At 70.3% G+C, this 16488-nt stretch carries 18 protein-coding genes; 16 read left to right on the forward strand and 2 right to left on the reverse strand.

The window, feature by feature from the left end:
• The 7 genes from VJR25_RS09740 to VJR25_RS09770 all read left to right on the forward strand — a co-directional run.
• Nucleotides 1-581: glycosylhydrolase-like jelly roll fold domain-containing protein (locus VJR25_RS09740; protein WP_324114777.1), on the forward strand; the 581-nt coding region annotated here is incomplete at its 5' end.
• Nucleotides 578-949 carry a nuclear transport factor 2 family protein gene (locus tag VJR25_RS09745; RefSeq protein WP_324114778.1) on the forward strand — a complete coding sequence of 124 codons (372 nt, stop codon included), beginning with the start codon at nt 578-580 and terminating at the stop codon, nt 947-949. The genes VJR25_RS09740 and VJR25_RS09745, both read left to right, overlap by 4 nt.
• A gap of 14 nt (nt 950-963) precedes the next feature.
• The gene (locus tag VJR25_RS09750) at nt 964-1758 is read left to right on the forward strand and encodes a TIM barrel protein (protein ID WP_324114779.1); all 795 of its coding nucleotides are present in this window, start codon (nt 964-966) and stop codon (nt 1756-1758) included.
• On the forward strand, nt 1755-3350 hold the full coding sequence (locus tag VJR25_RS09755) for a GMC oxidoreductase (RefSeq protein WP_324114780.1): 1596 nt from the start codon (nt 1755-1757) through the stop codon (nt 3348-3350). The genes VJR25_RS09750 and VJR25_RS09755 overlap by 4 nt, the downstream gene beginning before the upstream one ends.
• Nucleotides 3347-3754: a C-glycoside deglycosidase beta subunit domain-containing protein gene (locus tag VJR25_RS09760; protein WP_324114781.1), complete on the forward strand. Its 408-nt coding sequence runs from the start codon at nt 3347-3349 to the stop codon at nt 3752-3754. The genes VJR25_RS09755 and VJR25_RS09760 overlap by 4 nt, the downstream gene beginning before the upstream one ends.
• Nucleotides 3751-4899 (forward strand): sugar phosphate isomerase/epimerase family protein, encoded by a 1149-nt coding sequence (locus VJR25_RS09765; RefSeq protein WP_324114782.1) that lies wholly within the window; start codon nt 3751-3753, stop codon nt 4897-4899. Before VJR25_RS09760 ends, VJR25_RS09765 begins: the two co-directional genes overlap by 4 nt.
• Nucleotides 4896-6134, forward strand: a complete 1239-nt coding sequence (locus VJR25_RS09770) for a Gfo/Idh/MocA family oxidoreductase (RefSeq protein ID WP_324114783.1) — start codon at nt 4896-4898, stop codon at nt 6132-6134. Before VJR25_RS09765 ends, VJR25_RS09770 begins: the two co-directional genes overlap by 4 nt.
• Nucleotides 6135-6150: 16 nt before the next feature.
• Here VJR25_RS09770 and VJR25_RS09775 read toward each other — a convergent pair whose 3' ends face one another.
• Nucleotides 6151-6777 carry a TetR/AcrR family transcriptional regulator gene (locus VJR25_RS09775; protein ID WP_324114784.1) on the reverse strand — a complete coding sequence of 209 codons (627 nt, stop codon included), beginning with the start codon at nt 6775-6777 and terminating at the stop codon, nt 6151-6153.
• Nucleotides 6778-6889: 112 nt separating this feature from the next.
• On the opposite strand from VJR25_RS09775, the gene VJR25_RS09780 reads away from it, so the two are divergent.
• The 7 genes from VJR25_RS09780 (at nt 6890) to VJR25_RS09810 (ending at nt 13553) form a co-directional block, all read left to right on the forward strand.
• On the forward strand, nt 6890-7885 hold the full coding sequence (locus VJR25_RS09780) for a sugar phosphate isomerase/epimerase family protein (RefSeq protein ID WP_324114785.1): 996 nt from the start codon (nt 6890-6892) through the stop codon (nt 7883-7885).
• Nucleotides 7882-8880: a sugar phosphate isomerase/epimerase family protein gene (locus VJR25_RS09785; RefSeq protein WP_324114786.1), complete on the forward strand. Its 999-nt coding sequence runs from the start codon at nt 7882-7884 to the stop codon at nt 8878-8880. Before VJR25_RS09780 ends, VJR25_RS09785 begins: the two co-directional genes overlap by 4 nt.
• Before the next feature lie 105 nt (nt 8881-8985).
• Complete coding sequence (locus VJR25_RS09790) at nt 8986-10278, forward strand: ABC transporter substrate-binding protein (RefSeq protein ID WP_324114787.1); 1293 nt, start codon at nt 8986-8988, stop codon at nt 10276-10278.
• Between the two features lie 23 nt (nt 10279-10301).
• Nucleotides 10302-11354: a sugar phosphate isomerase/epimerase family protein gene (locus tag VJR25_RS09795; RefSeq protein ID WP_324114788.1), complete on the forward strand. Its 1053-nt coding sequence runs from the start codon at nt 10302-10304 to the stop codon at nt 11352-11354.
• A complete protein-coding gene (locus VJR25_RS09800; protein ID WP_324114789.1) occupies nt 11347-12129 on the forward strand; it encodes a nuclear transport factor 2 family protein in 783 nt (260 codons plus the stop codon). Before VJR25_RS09795 ends, VJR25_RS09800 begins: the two co-directional genes overlap by 8 nt.
• Nucleotides 12130-12138: 9 nt before the next feature.
• Nucleotides 12139-12555 carry a C-glycoside deglycosidase beta subunit domain-containing protein gene (locus VJR25_RS09805; protein WP_324114790.1) on the forward strand — a complete coding sequence of 139 codons (417 nt, stop codon included), beginning with the start codon at nt 12139-12141 and terminating at the stop codon, nt 12553-12555.
• Nucleotides 12552-13553 carry a sugar phosphate isomerase/epimerase gene (locus tag VJR25_RS09810; protein WP_324114791.1) on the forward strand — a complete coding sequence of 334 codons (1002 nt, stop codon included), beginning with the start codon at nt 12552-12554 and terminating at the stop codon, nt 13551-13553. Before VJR25_RS09805 ends, VJR25_RS09810 begins: the two co-directional genes overlap by 4 nt.
• Before the next feature lie 51 nt (nt 13554-13604).
• Here the strand turns inward: VJR25_RS09810 and VJR25_RS09815 are convergent, their stop codons facing one another.
• A complete protein-coding gene (locus VJR25_RS09815) occupies nt 13605-14867 on the reverse strand; it encodes an ROK family protein (RefSeq protein ID WP_324114792.1) in 1263 nt (420 codons plus the stop codon).
• Nucleotides 14868-15084: 217 nt separating this feature from the next.
• On the opposite strand from VJR25_RS09815, the gene VJR25_RS09820 reads away from it, so the two are divergent.
• Both VJR25_RS09820 and VJR25_RS09825 read left to right on the forward strand, forming a co-directional pair.
• Nucleotides 15085-16101: a VOC family protein gene (locus tag VJR25_RS09820; protein ID WP_324114793.1), complete on the forward strand. Its 1017-nt coding sequence runs from the start codon at nt 15085-15087 to the stop codon at nt 16099-16101.
• A 25-nt stretch (nt 16102-16126) separates the two neighbouring features.
• Nucleotides 16127-16488: helix-turn-helix domain-containing protein (locus tag VJR25_RS09825; RefSeq protein WP_324114794.1), on the forward strand; the 362-nt coding region annotated here is incomplete at its 3' end.

Raw genomic sequence — 16488 nt, forward strand, 5'->3', positions numbered from 1 at the left:
ATGCCGCTCCGGCCTCGGCGGGCGACGTCGCCGTGCCCCTCGACCTCGCTCCCGGCGAGGCGACCGTGCTCATCGTCGGCGATCCGGCCGCCTGGCGCGACGTGCGCGTGCTGCCGGCTCTGACCGCCGGCGCCGGCGCCCCCATCGCGCCGACCTGGACGGTCGAGACCGCCACCGCCGAGGAGCATCCCGCGTTCACGCCGTGGCGCACGCTCGACGAGCTCGTGCCGCTCGACGCTCCCGGCCTGCTGCCGCGGTTCAGCGGAACCGTGCGGTACACGGCGTCGTTTGACGCGGATGCCGCGGCGGGCTCGTCGGTGCTCGACCTCGGCGCCGTGCACGAGATCGCCCAGGTCGCCGTGAACGGGGTGGACCTCGGCACCCGCATCGCACCGCCCTACCGGTTCGAGATCCCGGCGGGCGTCCTCGCCGCCGGCAACACGCTGCAGGTCGAGGTCACCAACACCCTCGTCAAGGCGCAGCCGGACTTCTTCTCCGCCTTCGTGCAGCAGGAGCCGACCGGACTGCTCGGCCCCGTCGTGATCAGCCCGCTCCACCAGCCCGAGGAGACCACCGCATGAGCGACAACCGAGCTGCGTTCGAGCAGTTCTGCGACCTCTTCTACAGCCGGAAGAGGGTGGCGGACGCATTCGCGCTGCTGGTGGCGCCCGGCTACCGCCAGCACAACCCCACCATCGCCGACGGGCCGGTCGCCGCCGTCGCGGCGCTCACCCCGAAGTTCGACGGATCTCCGGACGCCCGCTTCGAGATCCAGCGGATCATCGTCGACGGCGATCTCGCCATGGTGCATGTGAAAGCCTCCCGACCCGGCGTCCCGGACGCCGCGGTCGCGGATATCTACCGATTCGAGGACGGCCGGATCGTCGAGCACTGGGACGTGCTGCAGCAGGTTCCCGTGCATGCCGTCCACGACCATCCGATGTTCTGACCCAGGAGACGACCATGTATCAGCTCGCACCCAATATCGAACTGCTCTTCACCGAAGCCGGCGACTACCATGACCGCGTCCGCGCCGCCGCCGCGGCGGGTTTCGACGCCGTCGAGATGTGGGGCCCGACCGGTGTGGACGCCCCCGCCGCACCCAAGGACCTGCCCGCGCTCAAGGCGGCGCTCGAAGAGACCGGAACGGTGCTCACCGCCCAGCTGTCGGAGCCGCGCACCCAGTTCATGATCCCGCCGTGGAACCACACCGAGTTCTACCGCAAGCTCGACGAGGGCGTCGCCATCGCACAGGATCTCGGCTGCCCGCGCATCGTCGTCGGCAGCGGAACCGGCTTCGGGGGCTGGAAGCGGCAGGTGCAGCTCGACAAGCTCATCGAGATCTACCAGAAGGCGATCGCGCAGATCGAGGGCTCGGGCATCACGCTCGCCCTCGAGCCCGTGAACGTCCGCGTCGACCACCCCGGATCGCTGCTGGACCGCACGGCCGAGGCGGTGTACGTCGCCCGAGGCGTCGACTCGCCGTTCTTCGGCGTGCTCTACGACATCTACCACTCCGCCGTCGAGGGGGAGGACATGGCGGCCGAGCTCGCCAACGCGGGCAGCCTCATCTCGTACGTGCAGCTGGCCGACGCGCCCGGCCGCGGCGAGCCGGGCTCCGGATCCCTGGACTGGTCCGAGCGTCTCGGCATCCTGCGCGCCTCCGGCTACGACGGTCCGATCGGGCTGGAGTACTACCCGACCCGGGAATCGGCGGCATCCGTCGCCGTCATCCGCGAACTGGCGGTGAACGCGTGACCGCACCGCGCTACCCGGAGGCCGTCGACGTGGTCATCGTCGGCAGTGGCCCGACCGGTGCCGCGTACGCCCGCATCCTGTCCGAACGGGCGCCGGACGCCGTGATCGCCATGTTCGAGGTGGGTCCGGTCGTGTCGGACCCGCCCGGATCCCATGTGAAGAACATCGCGGATGCCGCCGACCGCGCCCGTGCGCAGGAGCGGTCCGAGGGGCCCGGGGCGGGGGAGCAGACCGTCGCCTCGCCCGGCGCGGTGAAGGCGGGAAGCCGCATGGCGCGCCCCGGCACCTACCTGCTGCCCGACGGGTACGCCTTCCCCGGTGAGGACGGGATGCCGGTGGCCGCGTTCTCCAGCAACGTGGGCGGCATGGGCGCGCACTGGACCGGCGCCTGCCCGCGTCCCGGCGAGAGCGAGCGCATCGACTTCCTCCCCGACCTGGACGACCTGCTCGACGAGGGGGACCGGCTGCTCGGGGTCACCACAGACGCGTTCGACGGGGCTCCGTTCACCGGCCTGGTGCGCGAGCGCCTGGCCACGGCGGTCGACGGCGGACGCCCCGCCGAGCGGCGCGTCCAGCGGATGCCGCTCGCGGTGCACCGTCGCGACGACGGGCGCCTGGTGTGGTCGGGATCGGATGTGGTGTTCGGCGACGTCACCCGGGCCAACCCGAACTTCGCCCTGTACGACGACTCGCTCGTCACGCGCGTGCTCACCGAGCACGGCAGGGCGGTCGGCGTCGAGCTGCGCGACGGCCGCACCCGGCGCAGCCACACGGTGCGCGCCCGGTTCGTGGTGGTCGCCGCCGACGCCCTGCGCACCCCGCAGGTGCTGTGGGCGTCCGGCATCCGGCCCGCAGCCCTCGGCCGGATGCTCAACGACCAGTCGCAGGTGGTGTTCGCCGCCCGCATCCGGGACGCAGCACCCGTGGCGGAATCGCGCCACCCGGCCGGCCAGTCCGACGAGCATGCGGTGGCGGCGGGCGCGATCAGCGAGCAGTCCGGCGTCAGCTGGGTGCCGTTCACCGACGCCGAGCCGTGGCACGGGCAGATCATGCAGCTCGACGCGTCCCCGGTGCCGCTCGCCGACGACGACCCGGCCGTTCCGGGCTCGATCGTCGGGCTCGGCCTCTTCACCGCGAAAGACCTGCAGTGGGACGACCGGGTCGCGTTCGACGACACCGAGACCGACTCGTACGGGATGCCCGCGATGCGCATCCACTACCGGCTCACCGACCGCGACCACGCCGTGCTCGAGCGAGCCCGCGCCGAGATCGTGCGGCTCGGCAAGGCCGTGGGCGAGCCCCTCGACGAGCGCCCGTTCACGATGCCGCTCGGCGCCTCCCTGCACTATCAGGGCAGCGTCCGCATGGGCGAGACCGACGACGGGCGCAGCGTCTGCAGCCCCGACAGCGAGGTGTGGGAGACCCCGGGCCTGTTCGTCGCGGGCAACGGCGTCATCCCCACCGCCACGGCCTGCAACCCGACGCTGACGAGCGTCGCGCTCGCCGTCCGCGGAGCCCGCCGCATCGCGGCCGACCTCACGGCGTCCGATGCCTTCACGACCGACGACCTCATGACAAGGAGTTCCCGATGATCCCCGACCGCATCATCGAACAGGGCACGCTGACCACCGACGGCGCCCGCGCCGCGGTGGAGGTGCGCATCCCCTGGTACCGCGCCCTGCCGGCATCCTGCATCGCCGGCGCATCGCTCACGATCGACGGCGTCGCCGCCCCCGCCGACTCCCTGCGCTGGCAGATGAACGGCCGCGAGTCCACGTTCGCCGAGATGGTCGACGACACCGACCAGTGGTGGTTCCCGCTCGATTCCGCGGTGCTGTCCGGTGACGTCGCGGTGGACGCGGATGCCGCCTCCCACACCGTTCAGGTGGAGCTGAAGCTCTACATCCCGTACATCGTGATCGGTGACGGCGAGGTGCTCCACATCGAAGAGCACGACACCAAGACCATGACCGCACGGAAGGCGGTGGCCGCATGACCGGCACGACCGACGCCCCGAAGGGAACGCCCATCCAGGGCGTCACCCTCTACAGCTTCACGCGCGCCTTCCACGGGCGCGAATACGACCTCGAGGGACTCATCCGCAAGGTCGCCGCCGACGGGTACGGCCCGGGGCTCGAGATCATCGGGTTCTCCAGCTTCCGCGGGTTCCCGGCGATCGACGACGCCTTCGCCGGCCGGTTCCGCGACCTCGTCGCCGAGACGGGCCTGGTGCAGACGTCCCTCGCGATCAACGCCGACATCGGCATCCACCGCGACCGGCTGCTGAACCAGGACGAGCTCATCGAGTACATGCGGCGGCAGATCGCGGCGGCGGCGAAGCTCGGCTTCCCGATCGCGCGGGTGCAGATCTCGATCGAACCCGACTCGATGGAGGCCCTCGCGCCGGTCGCGGAGCAGTACGGGGTGACGCTGGCGCTGGAGGTGCACGCCGACCAGTACGCATCGCACCCGCGTATCCTGGCGCTGCGCGACCGCTACGAGAAGGTCGGCTCGCCGTTCCTCGGCTTCACGATGGACTGGGGCGCCACGACCGTCGGCTTCGCGCCGTCCCTCGTCGAGGCGTACCGCCGGCGCGGGGCGTCCGAGGAGCTCCTCGGCAAGGTCGTCGCGCTGTGGGACGAGTTCTTCCTGGCCGGGCCGCCCGCCGATCAGGCGGAGCACGGTGAGCGCTTCGGCCGGTTCATCGCGCTCGGCGCACAGAACGGGCGGCCTGATCTCGGCATCGACTTCGCGATCAACGGCACCGGACTGTTCGGGCCCGCGCGGGTCGCCGACTGGCTCGAGATCATGCCGTGGATCACCCACGTGCACGGCAAGTTCTTCGGGATCGACGAGCACGGCGAGGAACCTTCGGTGCCGGTGCGCGACCTCATCCGCCTGCTCGTGGACAACGGCTACAACGGCGCGATCTCGAGCGAGTACGAGGGCTGGCACTGGAACCACTGGCAGTCGCCGTTCGAGATCATCGCCGGCGAGCAGGCGGTGCAGCGCTCGGCGGCCCAGGATGCCGGCTCCGCGATGACGACGGATGCCGCGGCCGCCCGCGAGCAGCTGCGCCGGTGGTTGAGCGACGGAAGCGGGACGACACCGCTTCCCACCCGGTCGGGGGCGCTCGCATGACCCTTCGACAGGCTCAGGGCCGGCCGCTGCGCGTCGCCATGATCGGCTATGGCTTCATGGGTGCCGCGCACTCGGTCGGCTGGCGCCAGGCCCCGCACGTGTTCGACCTGCCGGACGACGTCGAGATGGCCGTGCTGGTCGGTCGCCACCCGCAGGCGGTGGCGGATGCCGCGGCACACTGGGGCTGGGCGGAGTCGGCGACCGACTGGCGCGAGGTGATCGCCCGGGACGACATCGACATCGTCGACATCGTCACCCCCGGCGACGCGCATGCCGAGATCGCGATCGCCGCACTCGACGCCGGCAAGCACGTGCTGTGCGAGAAGCCGCTCGCCAACACGGTCGCGGAGGCCGAGGCGATGGCGGATGCCGCCTCCCGTGCGCGCGAGCGCGGCATCCGCTCGATGGTCGGATTCACCTACCGCCGCGCGCCTGCGGTCACCCTGCTGCGCGACCTCATCGCGCAGGGCCGGATCGGGCGGGTGCAGCAGGTGCGCGCCGCCTACCGGCAGGACTGGCTGGTGGACCCCGCCGTGCCGCTCGGCTGGCGACTGCAGAAGGAGCACGCGGGCTCGGGGGCACTCGGGGACATCGGCGCGCATATCGTCGACATGACCCAGTTCGTGACCGGTCAGCACGTCCGGTCCGTGTCGGGCACCGTGGAGACCATCGTGGCCCGGCGTCCGCTGCAGGCATCCGGCTCGGGTCTCGCCGGAACGGCGGCCGAGGGGTACGGGGACGTGACGGTGGACGACGCCGCCCTGTTCACCGCGCGGCTGGACGACGGGGCGCTCGTCTCGTTCGAGGCGACCCGCTTCGCGACCGGCCGCAAGAACGCCCTCACGATCGAGGTGTCCGGCGACCGCGGAGCCCTCGCCTGGGACCTCGAGCGGCTGAACGAGCTGCAGTTCTACGACCGGACGGCCCCGGAGGCGGTGCAGGGGTTCGCGACGATCCTCGTCACCGAGCCGGTGCACCCGTATGTCGCGGCCTGGTGGCCGGCCGGCCACATGCTCGGGTACGAGCACGGCTTCACGCACCAGGTGGTGGATCTCGTCACGGCGATCCACGACGGGGCGGATCCGCGTCCGTCGTTCGCCGACGGCCTGACCGTGCAGCGCGTGCTGGCGGCGGTCGAGGAGAGCGCCGCGGCGGGGTCCGCCTGGACGGCCGTCGCGCGCGGGGACGACGAGGATGCCGGGCAGGTTCGGCAGCCGGTGCCCGCGCACGCCTGACGTGCGTCCGCGCCGGCTACGGCGTGCCTTCGACCGCCTCGGCGGCCGAGGGCACGCCGGGCCGCAGCGCGGCGTTCACCTGCCGCAGCACCTCGACCGGATCGATCGTGCCGGGGGCCAGCAGCGACTGCAGGGCGAGGCCGTCCTTGAGCGCCAGCATCATCGTGGCGAACGTCTCGGCGGACCAGCCCGACGGCAGCGACCCCGCGCTCTGCGAGGCGGCGATCGCCTGGGTCAGCTCGGCGCGCAGCTGCTCGTAGAGCGTGGCGAAGTACTGGTGCGCGGCATGGTCGGGGTTCGTCGCCTCGGCGGAGAGCACCGTGTACAGCCGCATCACCGTCGGCGTGCGCGCGTTGTCGGCCATGATCTCGACGAACGCCTCGGCGGGCGTCCGGTTGCCGGCGATCGCCGCGGTGAAGCGCTCCCGGTCCAGGGCGTCGCGCCGCGCCAGCACCGCCGTCAGCAGGTCCTCCTTGCTGGGGAAGTGGTGCAGCAATCCCTGCCGCGACACGCCGCAGGCGGCGGCGATGTCGGTGAGCGTCGCGTTCTCGAACCCGGATGCCCCGAACGCCGCGATGGCCGCCTCGATGATGCGTTCCCGCCGCGCGCGCCCAGGCGCGTAGCCGTCTTCTCTGCCGCTCACCCCTGTAGCAAATCACAGAAATGAAAACTTACGAAAGAGTAGGGATTCGTGCTAGCGTCCCCGCAGACGGCGAGTTTCCCGCTCGCCCGTCCCATCACAGAGGAGGACAGTCGTGGTCACCGACGACGCTGAAGGATCGACTTCGATCGCCGCGGACAGGCCGGCCGTCAAGTGGAGCTACATGGATCACTGGCGGGCGAACGGCCCGCGCGGTCCGTACGACCAGTGGCACTCGAAGCGCACGATGACGCGGTTCCTGCGCCAGGTCGCCGCCGTGGGTTTCGACGCGATCGACACCTTCGACTTCCGCTACTGGCAGATCCTCGAGCAGTACGGCTCGGTCGCGAACTACCAGGAGTTCGTGCAGGAGCAGGGGCTGGAGCGGATCGTGAACACGTTCCACGGGGTCTACTACGACCCCGAGCGGTACGCGCCGGAAGTGCCCGCGACCCACGCCACGATCCTGGAGGACTTCAAGGTCACGATGGATCGCTGGTCGGGCATCCAGCTCGACAACATCATCGTCATGCCCGGCTCGCGCGACTTCACGGAGCACGGCGTCAGCGACGACGGCCTCAAGCACGCGGCGGACGTGTGGGGGAAGGTGGGCGAGATCACCCGCGAGTACGGCGTGAACCTGACCTGCCACCACGAGTTCTATGCCGGCATCCGCACTCGGCGTCAGATCGACACCTTCTACGGATTCGCCGATCCCGAGTACGTGAAGTTCTTCGTGGACACCGCCCAGCACTGCATCGCCGACGTCGACCCGGTCGCCGTCTACGAGGCGCACCACGAGCGCGTCACGGGGTTCCACTTCAAAGACACCCGCACGAAGGACGTCAACGAGGACTACCGGCTCTTCCCGGATGCCGAGGTCTCGGCGGTCACCACGGAGAAGTGGTTCTACGAGATGGGCACGGCCGAGGGACTCGTCGACTTCGAGTCGATGATGCGCTCCGTCCGGGACCACGGCTACACCGGCTGGATCAGCGTGGAGCACGACAAGGCCGACAAGCTCGGGGGCGACTACGCGGAGAGCACCGCCGTCGCGCGGTGGTACGCGAAGAACGTCCTCGACCGGATCTACCAGGAGGACCAGGCGTGAGCGGCATCCGATGGGCATACGCCCTGAACCAGTGGGACACCAACATCGACGCGTTCGTGCGCCGGCGCGAGCACGAGCGTGCCTTCAAAACCGTCTCCATCAGCGGCTTCGGCGGGGTCGAGCTGACCGCCGCGAGCTTCGGCGCGTGGGAGCCGCTCGGAACCCCGCAGCAGATCGCGGACCTGTACGGGTCTCTCGGCGCGTTCCGCGACGTGCTCGCCGAGTGCAGGCTGGAGGGCGTCTCGAGCTGGACGCTCGACCCCTTCATCGGCTTCGACGTCGAGATGGGCCGCGGGCACGACCCGCTCGACGCGCAGAGCGTGCCCGCGATCACCGCGACCGCGGTGTGGTTCGCGGAGGCCCTGGCCCAGCTCGGCGGCGACGTCCTCGTGGTGCGCCCGTGCGGGTCGGCCTGGCAGACGGGGGCGCTGCGCGACGAGCAGATCTCGTCGCTGGCCGCATGCTGGAACACGGTCGGAGCCGCGATCAGGGAATTCGGCATCACGCTCGCGCTGCACTTCGACTTCCTCTCGGCGCTGCGACTCGACGACGGCCTCGCCCGGCTTCTCGACGCCACCGACCCCGACCTCGTGGGGCTGGCGCTCGACACCGCGGAGTGCGCGATCGCCGGTCTGGACCCTGTCGCGCTCTTCGCCCGCCACGCCGAACGGGTGCGGCACATCCAGCTCAAGGACGCCCGCGCCGTCGTCGACGACGCGGAGTCCCTCACCCCGCACGCCGAGCAGGTCGTCCGCACCGAAGGGGGTGCGCGCGGCATCGAGCGCTGGTTCTACGAGCCCACGGACGAGGGCGGGCTGGTCGACTTCGAGGCGTTGATGCGCACGGTCGCACGGCACGGGTACCGCGGCTGGATCGTCGTCGAGTCGGACCAGAGCCCGCATCCCGCGGAGAGCGCCATGGTGAGCGGCTGGTACGTGCAGAAGGTGCTCGCCCCGATCCTCGCGGCGGCGCCCGTGCCGGTTCCTTCGGCGTGACCACCGCGCTGCGCGGCCGACCGGGCCGCACAGCATCCGTGCATCGACGCACACCCCGGGCGATGAACCCGAAGCCCGTGAACAACGAAGTCAGAAAGGCTGCACATGACACACCACCGACTCTCCCGGAGGAGGATCGGCCTGCTCGCCGTCCCCCTCGCCGCCGGAGCCCTCGTCCTTTCCGGATGCTCCGCCGGCACCGCCGCGGGCAGCACCGAGCCGAAGACGATCTCGTTCGCCTTCGGCGCGACGAACGACCAGGACAAGGCGGCGTACACGTCGCTCGCGACCGGGTTCGCGAAGGAGCACCCGGGCGTCACCGTGACCCCCGTGAACCTCCCGGCCGAGAGCTACCCGACGGCCGTCGCCACCCGGGTGCAGGGCGGCAACGCGCCCGACGCCTTCCAGTCCGAGGGCGGCACCGGGCAGTCCTACTCGATCATCCCGTTCGCGAAGGCCGGACTGTTGCTGAAGCTCACCGACCCGGCGATCATGTCGGCGCTGCCGACCTCGCAGAAGCAGCTGTGGACCTACCGGGGAGCGGCCTACGGCGTGCCGCTCGGCACCAACGCCAACGGCGTCATCTACAACGACCAGCTCGCGAAGTCGATCGGCGTGAGGATCGACGCGTCGACGAGCCTGGACCGGATCATGGCGCAGTGCCGTGCCGCACGGGCCAAGGGCAAGACCGTGTACGGGCTCGCCGGCGGTGCCCCCGCGAACAACGCGTTCCTCGCGACGGGGCTCGCGACCTCCACCGTGTACGGGCCGGACCCGAACTGGAACGCCGAGCGCGCCGCGGGCAAGACGACGTTCGCCGGAACCCCCGGGTGGGTCGAGGCGCTCACCGAGATCAAGAAGCTGTCGGATGCCGGATGCTTCCAGGACGGCGCCGCGAGCGCCGGGTTCGACGCCCTCACCAACGGGGCGTCGCAGGGCAAGATCCTGGGCTTCTTCGCGCCGAGCAACGCGGCCAAGGAGATCATGGATGCCGCCGGAGGCCATGTGCAGCTCGTCATCCTGCCGATCGCCGCACCGGCCGGGACGAAGACCTACCTGTCGGTCAGCGCCGACCAGAGCGTGTCCGCGAGCGCGAAGACCAAGAGCCCGAAGCTCGTGACGAGCTTCCTGAAGTACATCCTCTCGGACGCGGGCCAGGAGGCGTACTCGAAGGCGGTCGGGACGATCCCGGTGACCGCGACCGCGTCCACGACGCTCCTGCCGCAGTTCGACACGGTGAAGGGTCTCATCACGTCGGGAACCGTGCGCGGCCTGCCGTCCACGGACTGGACGAACGCGAAGGTCTACGCCGACCTCGGCACCGGCGTGCAGGGCATCCTCACCGGTCAGATGACCGTGACGCAGGTGCTGCAGCAGATGGACTCCGACTGGGGATGACCCGGCGGAAGAGGAAACAGGAGATGGAAGACATGGAACACAACGGGATCGCGGGCACGGGCATCCGGCTCGGAACGACGCTCTACTCGATGACGAGTGAATTCGCGGCCGGGCTGTACACGCCCGAGACGCTCATCGCGGCAGTGGCCGAGAACGGCATCGGGCCGGGCGTCGAGTTCAACATCGCGCAGCTGCTGCGCACCTACCCGGACGTCGATCGTGCGTTCGTGAAGCTGTGGTTCGACACGCTGGACGAGCACGGCCTGGAGCCGAGCGCGGTGGGCACGAACCTCGACATGGGCCGCCGCAAGGACCGGGACATGACGCCCGACGAGGAGCACGAGTTCCTCGCCCGGCAGCTGAAGACCGCGCACACGCTCGGGTTCACGCGGGTCGTGATCCGCTCGCACGGCAAGGAGCTGCTTCGCTCCCTGCTGCCGCTCGCGGAGGAGTACGACCAGCAGCTCGGGTACGAGATCCACGCCCCGTCCGGTCCGAACGACCCGCACGTGCTGCAGATGCGCGAGATGTACGACGAGCTGCAGTCGGACCGGCTGGGCTTCACCGCCGACTTCTCCTCGACCATGCACAGCCTGTCGCCGACCCTGCTCGCGCAGCTGGCGAAGATGGGGATGGACGAGAAGCACTTCCCGGTCATGGACGAGATCTGGCACGAGCCGACCCCGATGCACGTGCGCAACCAGAAGTTCGAGGACTATCTGCGCGGCGAGGGCGTCGACCCGGTGCGGTTCGGTCCGTTCACCCGGCTCGCGTTCAACATGCACGGGCTCGTGCCGCCGGAGGAGTGGCTCGACATCATGCCGCGGATCTTCCACGTGCACGCGAAGTTCTACGACATCGGCGCCGACGGCGAAGAGCCCGCCATGGACATCCCGCGCATCGTGCGCCAGTTCGTCGCGGGCGGCTACCGGGGCTATCTCTCCAGCGAGTGGGAGGGTCACGCGTTCTCCGATCTCGGCGAGGCCGACCCCATCGACCTGGTGCGCAAGCAGCACGCCCTGATGCGGCAGACGATCGAGGACGCCGTGGCCGAGAAGGAGGCCGCCCGTGTCTGAGGTCACCGCCGAAGGATCCGTCACCGAGCTTCTCGCAGAGGTCGCCCGCCTCCGCGCGGAGGTCGCCGCCACCGGGCGCCTCGCCCGCCGCGCGGCCGACCGGGGCGAGATCGAGAACCTCTTCAACCGGTACATGTTCCTGCACAACGCCTTCCAGGACGAAGAGATCATCCCGCTCTGGGTGGCCCCGGGCACGGACGGCATCCGTGCCCGCTACACCAATGCCGGGCAGTACACGACGTGGGAGAGCGTGACCCGCTACCACCGCGGCCGGCCGGCTCCCGAGGGCAAGCTCATCCTGCACGCGACGACGACCCCCGTGATCGAGGTCGCCGGTGACGGCGAGACGGCGAAGGGCGTCTGGATCATGGCGGGCACCGAGTCCGGCCTCACCGATCCCGCGGTCGCCGAGGCCTTCCCGGACATGTACTCGCCGAACGAGGTGCAGGGCAAGAAGGTCTGGGCGCACTGGGTGTGGTGCAAATACGCCGTCGACTTCCTGCGACAGGACGGCGAATGGAAGATCTGGAAGTTCCGCTGCTACGAGCTCGCCCGCGCCCCGTTCGAGGAGAGCTGGGTCAGCTTCGGCGAGAAGAACCAGGACGCCTTCGACCTCGACCTCATGTACTTCGGGGACGACGGCAAGCCCGTCTTCATGCCGCCCGCCGACGAGCCGGTGCCGAGCGCCACCCACCCGTACAGCCCCATCACGGTGCAGCGGCTCGAACCCGCCCCGCCCGTGCCGCACGACACCTTCACCGACACCTTCGCCTGAGGAGACATCATGGCCACCCACAATTCCCTGTTCTCCGAGAACGACGTCCGCCGTCGCGATGACGGGATCGCGGTCTCCGTGCAGCTTCCCTGGTACCGCAGCCTGTGGCTCTCCGCCGTCGACGGCGTGGATGCCAGCGTGAACGGCACCGCGATCCCGCGCGACCGACTCCGCTTCGAGCTGGGCGGCCGGTCGTACCGCGTCGAGGAGCTTCCCGAGCAGTGGGACACGCTCTGGTTCGTCGCCGACCGGCCGGACGTCGTCATCCTGCTCGACGAGGTGCCCGCCGCCGGCGAGAAGCTCACGGTCGAGGTCGTGCTGACGATGCGCCTGCTGTACATGCAGATCGCGCCGGGAGAGGATGGCGGCCCCGGCCGCTACGTCACCAACCGGGTCCCCGTCGAACGAGAGGTGGTGCTCGCATGAGCCGCCCCATCACCCTGTTCACCGGCCAATGGGCCGACCTGCCGTTCGAGGAGGTGGCGCGCCTCGCCGGCGAGTGGGGCTACGACGGCCTCGAGATCGCCTGCTGGGGCGACCACATCGACGTGTCGCGGTGGGACGACGACGAGTACGTGCAGTCCCGCAAGGACATCCTCGAGCGCAACAACCTGCAGGTCTGGACGATCTCGAACCACCTCGCCGGGCAAGCGGTGTGCGACGACCCGATCGACGAGCGGCACCGCGACATCCTGAACGACCGCGTGTGGGGCGACGGCGACCCGGAGGGCGTGCGGCAGCGCGCGGCCGAGGAGCTCAAGATGACGGCGCGGTTCGCCGCGAAGCTCGGCGTGAAGACCGTGACCGGCTTCACCGGCTCGTCGATCTGGAAGGCCGTCGCGATGTTCCCGCCGGCGTCGGACGAGTGGATCGCCGCGGGGTACCGGGACTTCGCCGACCGGTTCCACCCGATCCTCGACGTGTTCGAGGAGGTCGGGGTGCGGTTCGCGCTGGAGGTGCATCCGTCCGAGATCGCGTACGACTACTGGACCGCGAAGGCCACGCTGGACGCGATCGGGCACCGGGCGAGCTTCGGCATCAACTTCGACCCGTCGCACTTCATGTGGCAGCAGCTGGATCCGGTGGCGTTCATCCTGGACTTCGCCGACCACATCTTCCACGTGCACGTGAAGGAGTCGGTGACGAACCTCGACGGCCGCAACGGCGTGCTCGGCTCCCACCTGCCGTGGGCGAATCCGCGCCGCGGGTGGACGTTCGTGTCCACCGCGCACGGGCAGGTGCCGTGGGAGCCGATCTTCCGTGCGCTGAACTTCATCGGCTACACCGGCCCCACGTCGGTGGAGTGGGAGGATGCCGGCATGGACCGTCTGCAGGGTGCCCCCGAGGCGCTCGCCTTCGTGCGGGGGCTGAACGCCATCACCCCGCCCGCGGCCGCCTTCGACGCCGCGTTCTCGACGAGATAGTCGGGACGCCGGGTCCGGCGGCCGGGTCCGGCGGCCGGATCCGGGCCGGGCTCAGGCCGCCTTGACGCCGTCGATCGTGGGCCGGCCGGACGCGAACCAGCGCGGGAAGGTGGCGTCGAAGAGCTCCTCGATCGCGAGCTCCGCGGCGCCGTGCAACGGCTCGTCCTCGTCCTTGCGCGAGTTGACGATGACGAGATCCCGGGTGGCGAGGGGGAGCGACAGCTCGTAGACCCGCTGCCGGACCTCGGCGAGGTAGATCTCGCCCGCGCTCGCCATCGCGCCGCCGATCATGATGACGCTCGGATTGAACATGTTCACGAGTGCCGCGATCGACTCGCCGACGAGCCGGGCCGAGCGCTGCACGAGGCGGATCGCCAGGGCGTCTCCGTTGAGGGCGGCGATGCACAGAGCCTCCGGGGTGAGGGTTTCGCCGCGCTCGCGCAGCGCCGCGAGGGCACCGCCGGCACCCTCGTCGACGGCCTTCTCGGCATCCCGCACCATGGCCCAGCCGCCCGCTTCTGCCTCGAGGCAGCCGACCTTGCCGCACCGGCAGAGCACCTCCGAGTCCCGCACCCGGACATGCCCGATGTCGCCGGCGGCGCCGTTGGCTCCGCGATGCAGGCGGCCGCGCGAGAGGAGCCCTGCGCCGATGCCGCTGCCGACCTTGCAGTAGATGAGGTCGGTGGCTTCATCCCGACGGTGCATGCGCTCGGCCAGGGCCAGGATGTTGCAGTCGTTGTCGACCCACACGGGCGCGTCGAAGCGCTGCTCGAACATGCGCCGCACGTTGAACCCGTTCCAGCCGGGCATGATCGGCGGCGAGACGAGCGAGCCGGATTCGAAGTCGACCGGGCCCGGAACGCCCACCGCGAGGGCCCACACCGGGCGGTCCGGACCGGCGGCGAGCAGATCGTCGATCATCGCGATCGCCGCTTCGAGGGTCTCCGCCGGACCCCGCCCGATCTCCCACGGCCGGTGCTGCGCGGCGAGGACGGTGCCGTCGAGCGCCGCCAGCCCGACGCGGATGTGCAGGGCGCCGAGTGCGCAGAGGACGATGAGTCCCTGATCCGCGCGGAACCGCAGCGTGCGCGGAGCCCGTCCGCCCGACGACGGGCCGAACTCGCCGTCTTCGAGGAAGCCCATGCCGATCGCCGCGTCGACGCGCTGCGCCACCACGCCGCGGCCGAGGCCGGTGAGCCGGCCGATCTCGGGACGCGTGGACGCCTCGCCCGTGCGCACCATGTTGACGATGCGCAGCAGGCTCGTCACCTCATCGGTCTGTGCCCCGAAGCGCAGGGCGGACTCTGTAGCCATGGTCGATTCTGACACAACCAGTGCCCGGAACGCGGGCGTATTCACGTAACTATGGGTCAGATCTTCGGCCACTTATACACGAATCAGGTGGAAGTGTGCGCGCCTCCGGCATCAATCTTCGTGATGTGTGGGATAGCGGATGCGGTCTTCCCGGATTCTCCGACGCCCCTGAACCTGGTATCAGGCTTCCGCTGCACCCATGTCGAAAGGATCGAAGATGATCAAGCTGCTGTCGCACCTCTCCTACGTCGCCGTCACGGCTCCGGACGTCGAGGCATCCGTCGACTTCTACGTGAACCGCGTGGGCCTGACGGTCGTCGATCGTGTGGACGGCGCCGTGTATCTCCGCTGCTGGGGCGACCACTACGCCTACTCCGTGGTCGTCGTGCCCGGCGACGAGCCGTCGATGGCGACGATGGCATGGCGAACCTCGAGCCCCGAGGCGCTCGACGACGCGGTGCGCCGCATCGAGGGCGCGGGCATCCAGGGCGAATGGACCGACCTGCACCTGTTCGGGCGCGCCTACACGTTCACCGGCCCGTGGGGGCACTCGATGACCCTGCACTGGGACGTGGCCCGTCACGCGGCGCAGCCGGCGGCGGCATCCCTCTACCCGGACCGCCCCGAGAAGCGCAGCACCGTCGCGGGCGCCCCGCGCCAGCTCGACCACGTCACCATCGCGGCGAGCGACGTCGACGCGTTCGCGGCCTGGTACAACGAGGTGCTCGGATTCCGCATCATGGCGCGGACGCTCCTCGACGAGGCTCCGATCTCGGTGTTCTCGGTGCTCACCACCAACGAGAAGTCGCACGACCTCGGCGTGGTGCTCGACGGCTCCACCCGCGCCGGGCGCATCAACCACTACGCCTTCTGGGTGGACACCCGCGAAGAGCTGCTGATCGCCGCGGACACCCTGATGGAGCACGGCGTGCCGATCGAGTACGGCCCGTCGATCCACGGCATCGGCGAGCAGAACTTCCTCTACTACCGCGAGCCGTCGAGCCTGCGCATCGAGCTGAACACCGGCGGCTACCGCAACTACGTGCCGGACTGGGAGCCGAACACGTGGACGCCGTCGATGGGGTCGAACAACTTCTACCGCAACGGCGCCATGCCGATGTCGATGACCGAGTCGTTCCCCGCCGCCGACGGCCCGAGCGCGACCGAGGAAGGCGTGCCCGACGAGATCCGCGCGGCGCTGCTGAACCCGTACGCCGTGCAGGGCCGCGGCTGAGGGTCGCACGCACGGGGGTCCGACGATGCGGTACGCGCCGGAACGGAGTGCGGCGCAGGCCGTGCTCGGTCTCCTCGTCGACGGCCGGGAACGGTCGCTGAACGAGATCGCGCGGGCCCTGCGCATGAGCCGTGCGAGCGTCTCGGACGTGCTCGGCGGCCTGATGCGGCGCGGATTCGTGCGCTCGACGGGCCCGCACGGCCGGCCGCGGTACGCGTTCGCGTCGGAGCGGCACGCCGTGGCGTGGGCGTTCATCGAGGATGCCACCGTCACCGTCGAGCTGGCAGGTCTCGACCTGGCGCGGGTCGACGTGACGAGCGCGCCGCGCGAGCGCGGGCGGGAGCGCGGCCAGGTGGAGGGCCTGGTCGCGCTGTCGGCGGCGTCGCA

This window comes from Microbacterium sp., assembly GCF_035277845.1.
Classification (GTDB): domain Bacteria; phylum Actinomycetota; class Actinomycetes; order Actinomycetales; family Microbacteriaceae; genus Microbacterium.

What these genes read in the sequence shown, in the direction of transcription:
- VJR25_RS09760 (WP_324114781.1), top strand. Translation starts at nt 3,347, where the DNA reads ATGATCCCCGACCGCATCATCGAACAGGGCACGCTGACCACCGACGGC.
- VJR25_RS09765 (WP_324114782.1), top strand. Translation starts at nt 3,751, where the DNA reads ATGACCGGCACGACCGACGCCCCGAAGGGAACGCCCATCCAGGGCGTC.
- VJR25_RS09745 (WP_324114778.1), top strand. Translation starts at nt 578, where the DNA reads ATGAGCGACAACCGAGCTGCGTTCGAGCAGTTCTGCGACCTCTTCTAC.
- VJR25_RS09820 (WP_324114793.1), top strand. Translation starts at nt 15,085, where the DNA reads ATGATCAAGCTGCTGTCGCACCTCTCCTACGTCGCCGTCACGGCTCCG.
- VJR25_RS09790 (WP_324114787.1), top strand. Translation starts at nt 8,986, where the DNA reads ATGACACACCACCGACTCTCCCGGAGGAGGATCGGCCTGCTCGCCGTC.
- VJR25_RS09805 (WP_324114790.1), top strand. Translation starts at nt 12,139, where the DNA reads ATGGCCACCCACAATTCCCTGTTCTCCGAGAACGACGTCCGCCGTCGC.
- VJR25_RS09815 (WP_324114792.1), bottom strand. Translation starts at nt 14,867, where the DNA reads ATGGCTACAGAGTCCGCCCTGCGCTTCGGGGCACAGACCGATGAGGTG.
- VJR25_RS09795 (WP_324114788.1), top strand. Translation starts at nt 10,302, where the DNA reads ATGGAAGACATGGAACACAACGGGATCGCGGGCACGGGCATCCGGCTC.
- VJR25_RS09770 (WP_324114783.1), top strand. Translation starts at nt 4,896, where the DNA reads ATGACCCTTCGACAGGCTCAGGGCCGGCCGCTGCGCGTCGCCATGATC.
- VJR25_RS09810 (WP_324114791.1), top strand. Translation starts at nt 12,552, where the DNA reads ATGAGCCGCCCCATCACCCTGTTCACCGGCCAATGGGCCGACCTGCCG.
- VJR25_RS09750 (WP_324114779.1), top strand. Translation starts at nt 964, where the DNA reads ATGTATCAGCTCGCACCCAATATCGAACTGCTCTTCACCGAAGCCGGC.